Raw genomic sequence first — 14,621 nt, 5'->3', positions numbered from 1 at the left:
TAAAACAATTATGGTTAATGACCCGTTGAGGGAGTTGGCGGCCGCGTCGCCTCCTCGGCCGCGGCGTGCTAAGCAGGCGCCAACGGGCGAACGCCCTCCTCCTTGGACCTGAGCATGCCGAGTTCGAAACCGCTGATGACCGCATCATCCGGCTCCATCCCTGATAGCGTCGAATCCGCGCTCCGCACGCTGGAGACCGAGAGCGGCGGCATCAACGCGCTCGCCACGGCCCTGCGCGGACCGCTGGGTGCGACATTTGCCAAGGCGGTCGATCTGATCCGCAACGCCAAGGGCCGCGTCATCGTCACCGGGCTCGGCAAGTCAGGCCATATGGGCCGCAAGATCGCGGCGACGCTGGCCTCGACTGGAACGCCCGCCTTCTTCGTGCACACGGCCGAAGCCGGCCATGGCGATCTCGGCATGATCACGACCGACGACGTCATCATGGCGCTGTCCTGGTCCGGCGAGCAGCCGGAGATGAAGAACCTCGTGAACTATTCGGCGCGCTTTGCGATTCCTATGATCGCGGTGACGTCGAGCGCGGCGTCCTCGCTGGGACAAGCCGCCGACATCGTGATCGAGTTGCCGAAGGCGCGTGAGGCCTGCCCGCACAATCTGGCGCCGACCACCTCGACGCTGATGCAGGCCGCGATCGGCGACGCGATCGCGATCGCGCTGCTCGAAGGCCGCGGCTTCACCGCGCTCGAGTTCGCGCACTTCCACCCCGGCGGCAAGCTGGGTGCGATGCTGAAATTCGTCCGCGACTACATGCGCACGGGCGACGAGATCCCGGTCAAGCCGCTCGGTACCAAGATGTCGGACGCCGTGGTCGAGATGTCGGCCAAGGGGCTCGGCTGCGTCTGCATCATCGATGATGCCGGCGCCATCGCTGGCATCATCACCGACGGCGATCTGCGCCGCCACATGCGACCGGACCTGTTGACGGCGACGGTCGACGAGATCATGACCAGGGAGCCGAAGACGGTGCCGCCCTCGATGCTCGCGACCGAGATGATCGAGGTGCTGAACACGCGCAAGATCACCACGCTGGTCGTGACCGAAGCGGGCAAGGTGGTCGGGATCGTGCATCTGCACGATCTGTTGCGGGCCGGCGTGGCGTAGGGCGCTGCCTCCTCCCGTCATTCCGGGGCGCGCCACTTGGCGCGAGCCCGGAATCCATTTCACTGAGATCGCGGCCCAATGGCTTCCGGGCTCGCGACTTCGTCGCGCCCCGGAATGACAGAGAGGATGTAGCGCGCGCCTGCCTCCACGTCGTCATTGCGAGCAATGACGGTGGCTAGAGTGGCGGCGGAAACCGCGCCGCCTTCTCCTCCAGCGGCAGCCTCAAGCCGTTCGCTAGATACGATACCGTGCGATAGAAGCCGCACAACAGCATGATCTCCAGGATCTGCGCCTCGTCGTAATGTGCCGACAGCGCGGCGAACTCCTCGTCATCGAGCGTCGCACGGTGATGCAGCGCATCGACGGCCGCGATCAGCGCCTGCTCGGCCGGCGACCAGCACGGCGACGTCGCATCGCCCAACACGGTCGCCCGCACCTCCTCCTCGGTGAGCCGCGCGGGGCCGGCAAAGATCGCGACGTGCACGCCCCATTCGTACTCGCACCTGTTCAGCGCGGAGGTGCGGTCGATGACGATCTCGCGCAGACGCAAGGACAGCGGGCCGGGATCGAGCAGGCCGCCGGCGCGAAACTTGTCCCAGGCACGGCAGTGGCCCGCCATCACCCGGAACAGCATCAGCGTCGGCGCGCCGCGCATGATGCGGTCGAACTGCGCCTGGATCTCCGGGGGATAAGGCGGATCGAGCGGCGCGATGCGTGGCATCTGCTGGGACATAAGCCGCCTCCGTTGCTACAATTACCGTAGCAATATGCTACATTATTTGTAGCACAACGCAAGGGGGCGCCGATGTCGAAACGGGCTACTTCCGGATCACGCAGTGTGCGCGGCTCGCGCACGGGACGGCCGATCATGGCGCTGCTCGACCTCCTGGGCCGGCGCTGGAGCCTTCGGATCCTGTGGGAATTGCGCGACGCCCCCCTCACCTCCCGAGGCTTACGCAGCGCATGTGACGAAGCTTCGCCGACGGTGCTGCAAGCGCGGCTGAGCGAGTTGCGCGAGGCAGGGTTCGTCGAGCTGGGCGACGGTGGAGGTTACGGCCTGACAGCGCTGGGGCGGGAATTGTGCGAGACGTTCATGCCGCTGCACAAATTTGCGGAGAGGTGGAAGAGGTCTTCCCCCTCTTCCCGCTTGCGGGGAGAGGGTCGGGGTGAGGGAGAGCCTCCGCGAGGACGGTAAGAGACGGATTCGCGCAGAGTCCCCCTCACCCGGATTGCATCTGCGATGCAATCCGGCCTCTCCCCGCACGCGGGAGAGGCGAAGAGTCTCTACGCCGCAGCGACCGTCAGATTGGCGCCGTCCACTTGCACCACCTTCACCCGCGTCCCTGCCGGAGTATCCGGGCCAGCCACGCGCCACACTGTGTCGCCGATGCGGACGGTGCCCGAGCCGTCGATGATCGGCTTCTCCAGGGTGAACTCGCGGCCGAGTAGCGCCTCCGTGCGCTTGTTGAGGAAGGGGCTGGCGCTGGCGTCGGGTTTCGGCCGGGCCAGACGGCGCCACACCGGCACCGCCGCGGCGGCGAAGATCGCGAACATCACGAGCTGGATCTGCCAGGACACCGCAACAGTGAACGAGATCAGGCCGACGAGCAGCGCGGCGAGCCCGAGCCAGAACAGGAAGATGCCCGGCGCCAGCACCTCGAGCGCCATGAGGATGAAGCCGAAGATCAGCCAGTTCCAGGTGCCGAGCGATACGAACATGTCGGTCATGACACGACCTCTTTACATTGGCGCATGCCCTCCGCGCAAATGCGCTCCGCGTTTGTCGCGAGGGAAAACCGGTATCCACTTTGCACCAACGTGGCCCTCCGGGTCCGGGGCATGCGGTTTACCCCTGCCGCGGCGGCACCGCCGGCGGCGTGCCGCCGGTCGGCGGCACCGAGCCGGGACGGCGAGCGGCGGCGGCCGCGGAGGCCGCGCTCTCGCCAAAGGTCGCCTTGGCGATCTCGCCGATGCCGGCGAGCGAGCCGAGCATGCTCGTCGCTTCCATCGGCAGCATGATGATCTTCTGGTTCGGCGCCTCCGCGAACTGGCCGAACGCCTTGATATATTTGTCGGCGATGAAATAGTTCAACGCGGCAACATCGCCCTTGGAGATGGCTTCACTGACCATCTGCGTCGCCTTGGCCTCGGCCTCCGCGGACCGCTCGCGCGCTTCGGCATCGCGGAACGCAGCTTCCTTGCGGCCCTCGGCCTGGAGGATCTGGCCCTGCTTGGCGCCCTCGGCGCGCAGGATCTCGGATTGGCGCTGGCCCTCGGCGGCGAGAATGTCGGCGCGCTTGACGCGCTCGGCCTTCATCTGCCGGCCCATGGCTTCGACGAGGTCGGCCGGCGGGACGATGTCCTTGATCTCGATGCGGTTGACCTTGACGCCCCAGGGCGAGACCGCGGCGTCGACGACGCGCAGCAGGCGCTCGTTGATCTCGTCACGATGCGACAGCACCTGGTCGAGATCCATCGAACCCATCACCGAGCGGATGTTGGTCATGGTCAGGACGGTAATCGCCTGGTTGAGATTGGCGACCTCGTAGCTCGCCTTCGCGGCATCGAATACCTGATAGAAGGCTACGCCGTCCACCGTCACGGTGGCGTTGTCCTTGGTGATGACCTCCTGCTCGGGAATGTCGATCACCTGCTCCATCATGTTGATCTTGCGCCCGACGCGGTCGAAATAGGGCACGATCAGGTTGAGCCCGGGGCGCAAGGTCTGGGTGTATTTGCCGAACCGCTCGATGGTCCAGTCATAGCCCTGCGGCACCGTCTTCACGCCGGCGACCAGCGTGACGATGACGAGCAACACCAGAACAATCGCGAAAATGTCGAAACCGCTCATATTTCCTCCAAGACAGGAAAGGACCTTTCCCGCGCCGTCATTGGTCGGGATCACAACCCTACCGGTTCAGCGGTCGCAAGTAACGTCGGTACAGGCGCGATTCTGCACAAGACACGCCAGGAGGGAACGGTCACGATATGTATTTCAGAAAGGCTCTTGAAAGCGTCCGGGCGCAGACCTAGCAGCGGACGTTAAGGATTTCGTACCAGTCCTATCGAAAGCAGAGCCATCATTCGTCGGCTGCGCGATTCACTTTCCAAGCCAAGACTTCGAGTCGATCCGCGCCAAAGAAGATTTCACCATTCCAGACGAACGTGGGCGTCCCGAACACACCATTCGCATAGGCTTCCACTGTCCGCCTCGTTAAGGCGTCGCGAACACCGGGATCAGCAGCTTGCTCCACGACTGCCGGATCACCACCAGCGCGGGCGACGGCTTCTCTCAACACCGCAGGGTCGGAAATGTCCCGCTGTTCATGCCAAAGACCATCGAAGATGGCGCTCCGAAAAACCTCCTCGGCCCGACCAGACAGCAGGGATGCAATGCACAACGCAGGAATCTGATTTGGACGGTTGGGCCACTTCCACGAAGGCTTGTAAGGCGCCCCGTAAAACCTGGCCATGCGGCGGATGTCCGCCATCAGATAAGCCCGCTTTGGAGGGATGAGGGTATCGACATAAGGCGCCCATGGCTCTCGGCCAGATTGGAGGTTGAGGATCACGTCGATGAAAATCGGACGACCGACCCATTCAACCTCGACCGCCAAGCCGAAGTCGGCGTTGCGGGCCCTGTAATCGGCGAAATATGCGTACGGCGACCTGAAGTCGTAATAGGTGTCGATTTTGACAGTCATGGCTCATGATCTCTAGAATCAAGGCATGGTTGCAAGCCCAGAGTATGCCGACTTCCTAAGCGAGCAGCTAGCTCCGCTTGGCCGGATCACGACGCGACGCATGTTCGGCAAAACGGGCGTCTTTTGCGACGGCGGGATGCTCGGGATGGTCACCGCCAACACGCTCTATCTAAGAGTCGATGACGACAACCGCGCGACCTTCGAGGAGGCACGCTCATCTCCACCCTTGAACTATGCGAAGAAGGGCACGCTCATCGAGCTGTCGTTCTGGCGCGTACCTGACCGACTGTTCGACGATCCCGACGAATTTATGAAATGGGCGCGTGCGGCATTGGCGGCAGCGCGGCGCATCGCCAAGAAACGACATCGGTCGACGACGGGATGAAACTCTTGCTGCGCTCCTCGATCGGGAGATCCGCCTTCGTCCATCTCAGAAGCTTGCAGAACCTGGACTTTCCGACCGCCACCCGCCCTACTCGATGACGTCGTTCGCGATTGCGAGCAGGCCCGCGGGGAGCGTGATGCCAAGCGCCTTGGCCGTCTTCAGGTTGATCGTCAGCTCGAACTTGGTGGGATTCTGGACCGGCAGATCGGCCGCCTGCGCGCCCCTCAGGATGCGATCGATGTAGGAGGCGGCGCGGCGGAGCTGCTCGGCACTGTCGGTGCTGTAGGACATCAGCCCGCCCTCCTCGACGAAGGTGCGGCTCCAGAACACCGCGGGCAGGCGCGCCTCACCAATCACCGCCAGCAGCTGCGCGCGATTGGCCATGGTGAAGAAGTCCGGAAGGACCAGGAGGCCGCCCTCCTTGCGCGAGGCCAGCGCCGCGATCGAGCCGGCGTCGCTCACCGGCGCGGGCTCGACGAGCACGTGAAGCGTGCGGCCCGCGTCCTCGAGCGTGCGCAGCATCAAGGGCGCAAACGGCGCGGTCTCGGGATTGTAGACGACGAAGACGCGGCGGACGGGCGGGGTGACCTGCGTCAGCATCTCCAGCCATTTGCCGGCGAGCGGGCCGTCGTAATCGGTGAAGCCGGTGACGTTGCCGCCGGGATGAGCGAGGTTTTTGACAAAGCCCTGGCTGACGGGATCGGTGACGACGGCGAACACGATCGGGATTGTCGTGGTGCGCTGGCGCAGCTCCTCGACCGAGGGCGTGCCGACCGCAAGCAGGATGTCGGGCTTGAGCGCGACCAGTTCGTCCGCAAAGCGCGCGATTTTCGCCCGGTCGCCGCCGCCGCTACGCCAATCGATCCTGAGGTTGTCGCGCTCCTTCCAGCCGTGGCCGGCGAGCGCCTCGACCAGGATCGTGCTGCGCGCTTGCCCGATCGCATCCTCGGCGGCGGTGACCGAGAGCACGCCGAGCCGGCGCGTCGCATCCGGCTGCGCCTGCACTGAGGCCGGCAGCGCCGCGATCACCCCAAGAAGCGCCAGACATTCTCGGCGATTCACGGGATACCCCATCAGATCCAGCCCTGGAGCTCGCGCAGCACCAGGGTGCGGATCACGTCCATACCTGGTACGCTGTCGTTGAGGCAGGGGATCGCGGAAAACTGCTCGCCACCATTGTGCTTGAATATCTCGGCATTCTCCTGTGCGATCTCCTCCAGCGTCTCCAGGCAATCGGCCGAAAAGCCCGGCGTCACCACCGCGATTCGGCGCACGCCCTCTTTCGCCAGCTGCTCCATCGTCTTGTCGGTATACGGCTGGAGCCACTCGTCATTGCCGAAGCGCGACTGGAAGGTCAGCAGCAACTTCGTCTCGTCCATGCCGAGCCGGCGGCGCAGCGCCGCGGTCGTGGCGATGCAATGGCTTTGATAGGGATCGCCCTTGTCGACATAGGATTTCGGCATGCCGTGGAAGGAGGCAACGATGAGCTCCGGCGTGAAGGCGAGCGTCGCCAGATGGGTCTCGATCGAGGTCGCGAGCGCCTCGATATAGGCCGTGTCCTCGTAATAAGGCGGCGTCACCCGCAGTGTCGGCTGGTTGCGCAGGCGGGCGAGCACGCGGAACACCTCGTCGCAGACCGTTGCCGAGGTCGAGGCGGAATATTGCGGATACAGGGGGACGGCGAGGATGCGTTCGCAGCCTTTCGCGATCAGCGCGTCGATGCCCGACTTGATCGAGGGATTGCCATAGCGCATCGCCCAGTCCACGACGACGTGGCTGCGATCCGACAGCGCGGCCGCGAGCTTTTCGGCCTGCGAGCGCGTGATGGTCTTCAGCGGCGACTCGTTCCGCTCGTTGTTCCAGATCTTGCGATAGTCGAGCGCCTTGGTGCGGGGACGGCTGCGCAGGATGATCCCGTTCAGCACGAATTTCCAGACCAGGCCCTGGTCCTCGATGACCCGGGCATCACTGAGGAATTCCTTCAAATAGACCCGCACGCCCGGCGCATCGGCCGTATCTGGCGTGCCGAGATTGACCAGGAGCACGCCGACGCGCGGCAGGACGGACTGGGCGGCCGGTTTCGCGCTTTCGATGGGGACGACGCTGGTCATGGCCCTGTGGGTCGCGCGTTGGTCCGAACTTGTCAAGATGAGGCGGGTTTCGCTAGGGTCGCTTCCAAGCGGGGGAGGGAAGATGACACTCGCGGAATGGTGCGTCTTTGGAGCGCTGCTGCTTTACCTTGCGACGATCGTCTCGATCAAATGGGCCAGGTTTCGCACGTTCGACAATTCCCGGCCGCGTGACCCCGCCTTCTTCGAGGACGCGCTTGCGCGGCGTGCACTCGGCGCGCACCAGAACGGCATCGAGACGTTTCCGTTCTTCGCCTTCGCGGTGCTGCTCGCCGAATTCAGGGATTCGCCGCAGCAGCTGATCGATGAGCTCGCGGCACTGTTCCTGATCGTGCGGATCGCCTATGTGCTGACCTATCTCGGCAACCGCCCGACGCTGCGCTCGATCCTCTGGAGCATCGGCTTTGCGATCAATCTCGGGATCTTCTTCATGCCGGCGTTGAAGCAGTTTCTGCCGGTGTGAGGCGGCCTCACGCCGAAAGATGACGCTCCCGCGTCGCGATCAGCGCCCGCATCGATCCCGGGATCGTGGCCGGTCGGTGGGTCTCCTGGTTGGTGTAGACCCAGACGACCTCGCCGGTCACTAGCGCGTCCGCGCCGCCTTTCAGGAAGATGGCGAGCTCGAAGGTGAGGCTCGAATTGCCGATCCGCGCCACGCGCGCGCCGACGTCGAGCTCCCAGTCGAATCTGACAGGCGCCTTGTATTCTATCAGCGACTTGACGACGTGAAAATCGATGCCGCTCGCCTGCGCGTCGGCATATTGGTCAAAGCCCAACGCGCGGAAATACTCGGTAATGGTGGTGTCGAAATAGGTCAGGTAGTGCGCGTTGAAGACGACACCCTGGCCGTCGATCTCGGAATAGCGCACCCGGAACGGGTGAAAGAACCAGAAGTTTTCGCGCGACATCGGGCCTCCCGACGGCTCTTGTTGGTATGACGGACTGATTAGCTGACCCGAGGGAGTTCGCATAGCGGCCGCAACTGGTTCCAGCCCGTCATTGCGAGGAGCTCTCGCGACGAAGCAATCCAGACTGTTTCTGCGGAGCGATTCTGGATTGCTTCGCTACGCTCGCAATGACAGAGCAAGGTGCGCGACCGTCAAACCCGACCAACGCCACGGATCGCAGATGCATCCCACCTAAAAACACGTCGTCCGTTCGGCGGCGATATAGCCGAACAACAGGCCGACGCCGAACAGCAGCACGAGGCCGGCGGCGCCGAATTCGATGCCGCGCATGAACAGCGCACCGCCGCCATCGCGTCCTGCGCTGAGACGGGCGGCGATGCCCTTGGCGGAGACGGCGACGACCGCGATGGCCGCAACCGTGATCGCGGTGCCCAATCCCATCAGCAAGGTCGCGGCGATGCCGGCCCAGAACAGACCCTGCGCCAGCGCGAACACCAGGACCAGGATCGCACCCGAGCAGGGGCGGATGCCGACGGTCAGGATCGCCGCGAACCCGCGCCGCCAGCCGCCGGGCCCAGCGAGCTCGCTGGGTGTGGGTCCGTGGGAGTGGCCGCAATGCTCGTCATGGACGTGGTCGTGCCCGCTGTGGTGATGGGCGTGAGCGTGACCGTGATCGTGGTGATGATGGTTATGCCCGTGATGATCATGCGCATCATGATGATGGTGATGGCCGTGGTCATGGTGGTCGTGCGGCACGCCCGCAATCGCCGGCACCGGCTGGGCTGCCTGGAGTGCGCGGATGAAGGCGCCGCCCTTGACCCAGACCAGGCGCAGGCCGAACAGCGCGATCAGGCCGTAGCTTGCAATCTCGATCACGCCTTCCGCCTTGCACATGGACTTGGCCGTCGCATTCAGCACCCAGGCCGAGATGCCGACGATCAGGACCGCCACCAGCGACTGCATCAGCGCCGAGGCAAACGACAGCGCGATGCCGCGCCGCGCGGTCTCGCGGTTGGCGACGAGATAGGAGGCGATCACCGCCTTGCCGTGGCCGGGGCCGGCGGCGTGGAAGATGCCATAGGCAAACGAGATGAACAGCAGCGTCCACACCGCCGAGCCGTCGGACTTCGCGGCCCGGATCGTCGTCGACATCTGGCGATAGAATTCCGACTGTTTTGCCAGGAGCCAGCCGATCGGACCGCCCGCCCCGGGCTCGGCTGCGTGCGCGGTGCGCGGCGCGCCGAACGGGTTTTGCGCGAGGAGATCGTGGAGCGCGGCGTCGGCGACGCCCACGACCAGCAGAACGGCGGCGCAGGCGAGCAGCCCGCGCGCAAGCGGGGAGAGTTGCGGCTTCAAGGGCAATCCACCGTGATCTTGTTGGCGAACATCATGCCGAAATTCGCGTTCTCGCCGTTCAGAAAGGTCTGCTCGTTGAGCTTCTGGGCGCTGGCGGTGCCGTCGTTGGGCCGCTCGAGCTTCATCTGACAGCCCGTGGGCGCGCCGACCAGCTTGACCGGATTGTCCTTGGCCATCTGGAAGTCGATGAAAAAGGAACGGTCGAACACTTCGAGCACCAGCTGCTTGGGCTTGACCGGGTTCTTCAGCGGCAGCGTGAAGTGCAGGGTCAGCACCGTATCCTTGTAGTCGAGGAAGTAGTCGACCGGCTCCTGGAATCGTTCCTTCTTGCCGTCGGCTCGCGCGAAGGTGAAGTAGGCGTATTCCTTCAGCGACTCGACATTGGTCTGCGCCAGCGGCCCCAGCTCCTCGCGCGTGTAAGTCCCCTTGGTCTTGCTCTCGAGCCCCTGCACCGCATAGGCCGAGAACATGTCGTCGAAGGTCCAGGCGTGGCGGACGCCGGTGATGCTGCCGTCCGGTGCATAGACCAGCTCGCTGGTCGCGGTGATCCAGACATGGGGATGCGCGCTCGCCGCGCCTGATGCGAACATCATTGCGGCGGCGAGCAGCAGTCCTAACAGGGCACGCATGCTCATCAGGCCGCCTTGGCGTCGTCGAGCAGGCCGCGCCGGCGGAGCAGCGCGTCCGGCTCGGGCGGACGGCCGCGGAAGGCCTCGTAGGCGGCTTCCGGATCGACCGATCCGCCGCTCGAGTAGATATCGTCGTGCAGGCGCTTGGCCACGGCAGGATCGAAGATGTCACCGGCCTCCTCGAACGCGCCGAAGGCGTCGGCGTCCATCACCTCGGACCACATGTAGCTGTAATAGCCGGCGGCATAATGATCGCCGGTGAAGATATGTCCGAACTGCGTGGGCCGGTGGCGCAAGGAAATCTCCTCGGGCATGCCGATCTTCTCCAGCTCCTTCTTCTCGAAGGCTCGCACGTCGCTGGCCGCCGCGGCCGGCTGGGTGTGGAATTCGAGATCGACCAGCGCCGAGGAGACGAACTCGACCGTAGCAAAGCCCTGATTGAATTTTCGCGCGGCAAGGAAGCGTTGCAACAGGTCGTCCGGCAGCGGCTCGCCGGTCTGGTAGTGGCGGGCGAACTTTTGCAGCACCTCGGGCCGCTCCTGCCAGTGCTCGTAGAGCTGGGACGGCAACTCGACGAAATCGGTGAACACGGAAGTGCCCGACAGCGAGGGATAGGTGACGTTGGACAGCATGCCGTGCAGGCCGTGGCCGAACTCGTGGAACAGGGTGCGGGCGTCGTCGGGCGACAGCAGCGAAGGTTCGCCGCCGGCACCCTTGGTAAAGTTGCAGATATTGAGAACGAGCGGCGCGACGTCGCCGTCGAGCTTCTGCTGGTCGCGCAGGGAGGTCATCCAGGCACCGGAGCGCTTCGACGGCCGGGCGAAGTAGTCACCATAGAACAGCGCCTTGTGCTTGCCGTCCGGCCCCTTCATCTCCCAGACCCGGACGTCCGGGTGCCAGACCGGAACATCCTTGCGTTCCTCGAAGGTGACGCCGAACAGGCGCGTGGCGCAGTCGAAGGCGGCCGCGATCATATGGTCGAGCGAAAGATAGGGCTTGATTGCGGCGTCGTCGAAATTGGCGCGCTGAAGGCGCAGCTTCTCGGCATAGAAGCGCCAGTCCCAGGGGGCGAGCTGGAAATTGCCGCCCTCCTCCGTGATCAGCGCCTGCATCTCGTCGCGGTCGGCGAGCGCGCGCGCGCGGGCCGGCTTCCAGACCCGCTCCAGAAGGCCCCGCACCGCCTCCGGCGTCTTGGCCATGGAGTCTTCGAGACGATAGGCGGCGTAGGTCGGGTAGCCCAGGAGGTTGGCGCTCTCCTCCCGCAGCTTCAGGACCTCGACGATGGTCGTGTTGTTGTCGTTGGCATTGCCGTTGTCGCCGCGCGCGATGAAGGCCTTGTAGACCTTCTCGCGCAGGTCGCGGCGCGCCGAGCTCTTCAGGAATGTTTCGACCGAGGAACGCGACAGCGTCACGATGGCCTTGCCTTCCATGCCGCGCTCTTCTGCCGCAGCCTTGGCGCCGGCGACGAAGCTCTCCGGCAGGCCCTGGCGATCGGCCTCGCCGAGCTCCAGGAACCATTCCTGCTCGTCGCCGAGCAGGTGATGGCTGAAGCCGGTGCCGAGCTGGGCGAGCCTCTCGTTGATCTCGGCCATCCGCGTCTTGGCCTCCTCGGAGAGGCCGGCGCCGGAACGGTGGAAGCGGGTGTAGGTACGCTCCAGCAGGCGCAGCTGCTCGGGAGCGAGATCAAGGCTGGCACGGTTCTCGTGCAGCTGGGCGATGCGGCCAAACAGCACGGCGTTCATCATGATCGGATTCCAGTGCCGCGCCATCCGCAAGGAGACCTCCTTATCGATCTCCAGGATGGCCGGGTTGGAATGCGCCGAGACAAGGTCGTAGAACACCGCCGCGACCTTGCTCAGCAGCTTGCCCGAGCGCTCCTGCGCCGTGATGGTGTTGGCGAAGTCGGGCGCGGCGGGATCATTGGTGATCGCCGCGATCTCGGCGGAGTGGTCGGCGAAGGCCTGCTCGAAGGCCGGAAGGAAGTGCTCCGGCTTGATCTCGTCGAAGGGCGGGGTCGCAAACGGCGTCACCCAGGCCCTCAGCAGCGGGTTGGTCTCGGGGTCCGTAATCTGGCGGGGTTCTGACATCGCAATTCCCGATTTTTGAGCTGAATTATTGCAGCCAGCTATAGCACGCGATCGGGCTTTTTTGGGCCGTTTGCCCTTGCTCCCGGCCGCCTTTTCGGGGAGATTGCGGCCCTCGAAGCCTTGCCTCGAAGCCTTGGGATCACTGAGCTCATGAACGCGCCTGCTTCCTCGTCCCGCCAGATCGTCTGGCCGAGCGTCATCACCGTCATCAGCGCCGCCATCCTGATCGGCGCGGAGGTGTTCGGCGCGGCGTTTGCCGGCGGCTGGGCGCTTGCGATCCTGTTCGGTTTAGGCGATCAGGGCGCGCACATCCTGCAGGCCGTGCTGTTCGCGCTCGGCGTGCTGGTGATGACCGCGTTCATCCGCGCAGCTCAGCGCATCGAGCCGTTCACGAAGCGCGGCTGACGCTTCTCGCGCGAGAGAGACAGACGCGCTCCTCAAAAACTTAACGCACGTTCATCTTCCGCGTCGCTCGCGCAACACCGCGCAAGCAGATGTTAGGCAATTCTGTCCGCAGCCTAAAAAAATTCTTGCGAACCAGAGTCAAAACGCTTATGTGCGGACTTGCCCAATTTCGCACGTGCCTGTGGTCGTGTGTCAGTCGGTAGGTATCCGGACAAGAGGCCGGACAGCCGCCAAGGGGTGAAGAAGCCGAGGGGTTCTTCGGAAGTGCGGAAGTCAAAAGGCCGAACGGCCGGACGACGAAGCAAACCCGGAGCGTCCAGCATCTCTCTCAAAGAGATGCCTTGTCGAAGGTGACTTCGCCCTTTGCAACCGTGACTGGCAGCCGGAGGCGAACCGGCGCACCCCGCTCTCAACGGGGGACGCGACTTAAAGCAACGACGGATCGGGCTTTTTTGGTCTCTACCGGCAGTCCAACGCCGGCGCGGGCTACTGAAAAGGCTTGTCCTTCATTGCCAGGTGTGCGGGCGGGAAAATTCCCAACCAATCCACGGCAGCACAGTCTGATTTGAGTCTTTGGCTCGTCGCGCCTCCATCGCGCGATCTGGCCGGAGCGCTCTTATCCGACGTCATTTTTTGAACGGATCCCCGTCGCTGGGCCGTTTGGGAGAGTGCTATGACCGAACGCATTCAGGAATTCCTGCGCAATCGCCGCAGCGAGGGCCGGGACACCGAGCCGTGCCTCGTGGTCGATCTCGAAGTCGTGCGCGACAATTACCAGACCTTCGCCAAGGCGCTGCCCGACAGCCGCGTGTTCTATGCCGTCAAGGCGAACCCGGCGCCGGAAGTGCTGGCCCTGCTCGCGTCCATGGGCTCCTGCTTCGACACCGCGACGGTCGCCGAGATCGAGATGGCGCTGGCCGCGGGTGCGACGCCCGACCGCATCTCCTTCGGCAACACGATCAAGAAGGAGCGCGACATCGCGCGCGCCTTCGCGCTCGGCATTCGGCTGTTCGCCGTGGACTGCACCGCGGAGGTCGAGAAGGTCGCCCGTGCCGCTCCCGGCGCCAAGGTGTTCTGCCGCATCCTCTATGACTGCGCCGGCGCCGAATGGCCGCTGTCGCGCAAGTTCGGCTGCGACCCGGAAATGGCCGTCGACGTGCTCGACGTTGCCAAGCGCCTGGGCCTGGAGCCGTGCGGCATCTCCTTCCATGTCGGCTCGCAGCAGCGCAAGGTGAAGGCGTGGGACCGTGCGCTGGCGATGGCCTCGCAGGTGTTCCGCGACTGCGCCGAGCGTGGCATCAACCTGACCATGGTCAACATGGGCGGCGGCTTCCCGACGAAGTACCTGAAGGACGTGCCGCCGGTCGTGACCTACGGCCGCTCGATCTTCCGCGCGCTGCGCAAGCACTTCGGCAACCAGATTCCGGAGACCATCATCGAGCCGGGCCGCGGCATGGTGGGCAATGCCGGCATCATCGAATCCGAGGTCGTGCTCATCTCGAAGAAGAGCGACGAGGACGAGGTGCGCTGGGTCTATCTCGACATCGGCAAGTTCGGCGGTCTCGCCGAGACCATGGACGAGTCGATCCGCTACGCCATCCGCACCCCGCATGACGGGGCGGACATGACGCCGTGCGTGCTCGCAGGTCCGACCTGCGACAGCGCCGACGTGCTGTACGAGAAGAGCCCGTATCCGCTTCCCGTCACGCTCGAGATCGGCGACAAGCTGCTGATCGAAGGCACCGGCGCCTATACGTCGACCTACTCGGCGGTGGCATTCAACGGCATCCCGCCGCTGAAGACCTACCACATCTGATCCGCCTCTCGTTCTGAGGCCTGACGAACCCGGGAGCCGGCTTGCCGGCTCCTCCCTCACATCTTCGATTTCTGACGACG

General features: G+C 64.5%; 16 protein-coding genes. 6 read left to right on the top strand and 10 right to left on the bottom strand.

What is annotated here, in order from left to right:
• Positions 1–114: 114 nt before the first annotated feature.
• Positions 115–1,122 (top strand): SIS domain-containing protein, encoded by a 1,008-nt coding sequence (locus NLM27_RS37560; RefSeq protein ID WP_254148050.1) that lies wholly within the window; start codon positions 115–117, stop codon positions 1,120–1,122.
• 175 nt (positions 1,123–1,297) lie between these two features.
• Here NLM27_RS37560 and NLM27_RS37555 read toward each other — a convergent pair whose 3' ends face one another.
• Entirely contained in the window at positions 1,298–1,855 is a 558-nt protein-coding gene (locus tag NLM27_RS37555; protein ID WP_254148049.1) for a carboxymuconolactone decarboxylase family protein, read from the bottom strand.
• A 72-nt stretch (positions 1,856–1,927) separates the two neighbouring features.
• On the opposite strand from NLM27_RS37555, the gene NLM27_RS37550 reads away from it, so the two are divergent.
• Positions 1,928–2,317, top strand: a complete 390-nt coding sequence (locus NLM27_RS37550; RefSeq protein WP_254148048.1) for a helix-turn-helix domain-containing protein — start codon at positions 1,928–1,930, stop codon at positions 2,315–2,317.
• A gap of 89 nt (positions 2,318–2,406) precedes the next feature.
• On the opposite strand, the gene NLM27_RS37545 is transcribed toward NLM27_RS37550, so the two are convergent.
• The 3 genes from NLM27_RS37545 to NLM27_RS37535 all read right to left on the bottom strand — a co-directional run bounded on the left by NLM27_RS37545 (position 2,407) and on the right by NLM27_RS37535 (position 4,826).
• On the bottom strand, positions 2,407–2,850 hold the full coding sequence (locus tag NLM27_RS37545; protein ID WP_254148047.1) for an NfeD family protein: 444 nt from the start codon (positions 2,848–2,850) through the stop codon (positions 2,407–2,409).
• A 118-nt stretch (positions 2,851–2,968) separates the two neighbouring features.
• Positions 2,969–3,973 (bottom strand): SPFH domain-containing protein, encoded by a 1,005-nt coding sequence (locus NLM27_RS37540; RefSeq protein WP_254148046.1) that lies wholly within the window; start codon positions 3,971–3,973, stop codon positions 2,969–2,971.
• Between the two features lie 229 nt (positions 3,974–4,202).
• Positions 4,203–4,826, bottom strand: a complete 624-nt coding sequence (locus NLM27_RS37535; protein WP_254148045.1) for a 2-hydroxychromene-2-carboxylate isomerase — start codon at positions 4,824–4,826, stop codon at positions 4,203–4,205.
• Between the two features lie 25 nt (positions 4,827–4,851).
• On the opposite strand from NLM27_RS37535, the gene NLM27_RS37530 reads away from it, so the two are divergent.
• Entirely contained in the window at positions 4,852–5,211 is a 360-nt protein-coding gene (locus NLM27_RS37530) for a TfoX/Sxy family protein (RefSeq protein WP_256570065.1), read from the top strand.
• An 87-nt stretch (positions 5,212–5,298) separates the two neighbouring features.
• Here the strand turns inward: NLM27_RS37530 and NLM27_RS37525 are convergent, their stop codons facing one another.
• A complete protein-coding gene (locus tag NLM27_RS37525) occupies positions 5,299–6,273 on the bottom strand; it encodes an ABC transporter substrate-binding protein (RefSeq protein ID WP_254148043.1) in 975 nt (324 codons plus the stop codon).
• Between the two features lie 11 nt (positions 6,274–6,284).
• Positions 6,285–7,322, bottom strand: coding sequence for a ferrochelatase (gene hemH, locus NLM27_RS37520; protein WP_254148042.1), 1,038 nt, complete (start codon positions 7,320–7,322; stop codon positions 6,285–6,287).
• A gap of 82 nt (positions 7,323–7,404) precedes the next feature.
• Here hemH and NLM27_RS37515 point away from each other — a divergent pair, with 82 nt between their 5' ends.
• Entirely contained in the window at positions 7,405–7,803 is a 399-nt protein-coding gene (locus NLM27_RS37515; RefSeq protein ID WP_254148041.1) for an MAPEG family protein, read from the top strand.
• Between the two features lie 7 nt (positions 7,804–7,810).
• Here the strand turns inward: NLM27_RS37515 and NLM27_RS37510 are convergent, their stop codons facing one another.
• The 4 genes from NLM27_RS37510 to NLM27_RS37495 all read right to left on the bottom strand — a co-directional run bounded on the left by NLM27_RS37510 (position 7,811) and on the right by NLM27_RS37495 (position 12,320).
• Positions 7,811–8,248 (bottom strand): thioesterase family protein, encoded by a 438-nt coding sequence (locus NLM27_RS37510; RefSeq protein ID WP_254148040.1) that lies wholly within the window; start codon positions 8,246–8,248, stop codon positions 7,811–7,813.
• A 231-nt stretch (positions 8,249–8,479) separates the two neighbouring features.
• On the bottom strand, positions 8,480–9,604 hold the full coding sequence (locus NLM27_RS37505) for a nickel/cobalt transporter (RefSeq protein WP_254148039.1): 1,125 nt from the start codon (positions 9,602–9,604) through the stop codon (positions 8,480–8,482).
• On the bottom strand, positions 9,601–10,239 hold the full coding sequence (locus NLM27_RS37500; protein ID WP_254148038.1) for a DUF1007 family protein: 639 nt from the start codon (positions 10,237–10,239) through the stop codon (positions 9,601–9,603). The genes NLM27_RS37505 and NLM27_RS37500 overlap by 4 nt, the downstream gene beginning before the upstream one ends.
• Positions 10,239–12,320 carry a M3 family metallopeptidase gene (locus NLM27_RS37495; RefSeq protein ID WP_254148037.1) on the bottom strand — a complete coding sequence of 694 codons (2,082 nt, stop codon included), beginning with the start codon at positions 12,318–12,320 and terminating at the stop codon, positions 10,239–10,241. Before NLM27_RS37495 ends, NLM27_RS37500 begins: the two co-directional genes overlap by 1 nt.
• A gap of 150 nt (positions 12,321–12,470) precedes the next feature.
• Here NLM27_RS37495 and NLM27_RS37490 point away from each other — a divergent pair, with 150 nt between their 5' ends.
• Both NLM27_RS37490 and NLM27_RS37485 read left to right on the top strand, forming a co-directional pair.
• Positions 12,471–12,725 carry a hypothetical protein gene (locus tag NLM27_RS37490; RefSeq protein WP_254148036.1) on the top strand — a complete coding sequence of 85 codons (255 nt, stop codon included), beginning with the start codon at positions 12,471–12,473 and terminating at the stop codon, positions 12,723–12,725.
• 673 nt (positions 12,726–13,398) lie between these two features.
• Entirely contained in the window at positions 13,399–14,541 is a 1,143-nt protein-coding gene (locus NLM27_RS37485) for a type III PLP-dependent enzyme (protein WP_254148035.1), read from the top strand.
• Positions 14,542–14,621: the final 80 nt, after the last annotated feature.

It is taken from the genome of Bradyrhizobium sp. CCGB12 (assembly GCF_024199845.1).
Taxonomy (GTDB): domain Bacteria; phylum Pseudomonadota; class Alphaproteobacteria; order Rhizobiales; family Xanthobacteraceae; genus Bradyrhizobium.
The sequence above is the reverse complement of the archived record's forward strand: the minus strand, read 5'-3'. Positions and strand labels throughout refer to the sequence as shown.

Coding starts and splice junctions, on each gene's coding strand:
- NLM27_RS37550 (WP_254148048.1), top strand. CDS start 1,928: ATGTCGAAACGGGCTACTTCCGGATCACGCAGTGTGCGCGGCTCGCGC.
- NLM27_RS37535 (WP_254148045.1), bottom strand. CDS start 4,826: ATGACTGTCAAAATCGACACCTATTACGACTTCAGGTCGCCGTACGCA.
- NLM27_RS37495 (WP_254148037.1), bottom strand. CDS start 12,320: ATGTCAGAACCCCGCCAGATTACGGACCCCGAGACCAACCCGCTGCTG.
- NLM27_RS37510 (WP_254148040.1), bottom strand. CDS start 8,248: ATGTCGCGCGAAAACTTCTGGTTCTTTCACCCGTTCCGGGTGCGCTAT.
- NLM27_RS37560 (WP_254148050.1), top strand. CDS start 115: ATGCCGAGTTCGAAACCGCTGATGACCGCATCATCCGGCTCCATCCCT.
- NLM27_RS37500 (WP_254148038.1), bottom strand. CDS start 10,239: ATGAGCATGCGTGCCCTGTTAGGACTGCTGCTCGCCGCCGCAATGATG.
- NLM27_RS37545 (WP_254148047.1), bottom strand. CDS start 2,850: ATGACCGACATGTTCGTATCGCTCGGCACCTGGAACTGGCTGATCTTC.
- NLM27_RS37555 (WP_254148049.1), bottom strand. CDS start 1,855: ATGTCCCAGCAGATGCCACGCATCGCGCCGCTCGATCCGCCTTATCCC.
- NLM27_RS37530 (WP_256570065.1), top strand. CDS start 4,852: ATGGTTGCAAGCCCAGAGTATGCCGACTTCCTAAGCGAGCAGCTAGCT.
- hemH (WP_254148042.1), bottom strand. CDS start 7,322: ATGACCAGCGTCGTCCCCATCGAAAGCGCGAAACCGGCCGCCCAGTCC.
- NLM27_RS37490 (WP_254148036.1), top strand. CDS start 12,471: ATGAACGCGCCTGCTTCCTCGTCCCGCCAGATCGTCTGGCCGAGCGTC.
- NLM27_RS37485 (WP_254148035.1), top strand. CDS start 13,399: ATGACCGAACGCATTCAGGAATTCCTGCGCAATCGCCGCAGCGAGGGC.
- NLM27_RS37540 (WP_254148046.1), bottom strand. CDS start 3,973: ATGAGCGGTTTCGACATTTTCGCGATTGTTCTGGTGTTGCTCGTCATC.
- NLM27_RS37515 (WP_254148041.1), top strand. CDS start 7,405: ATGACACTCGCGGAATGGTGCGTCTTTGGAGCGCTGCTGCTTTACCTT.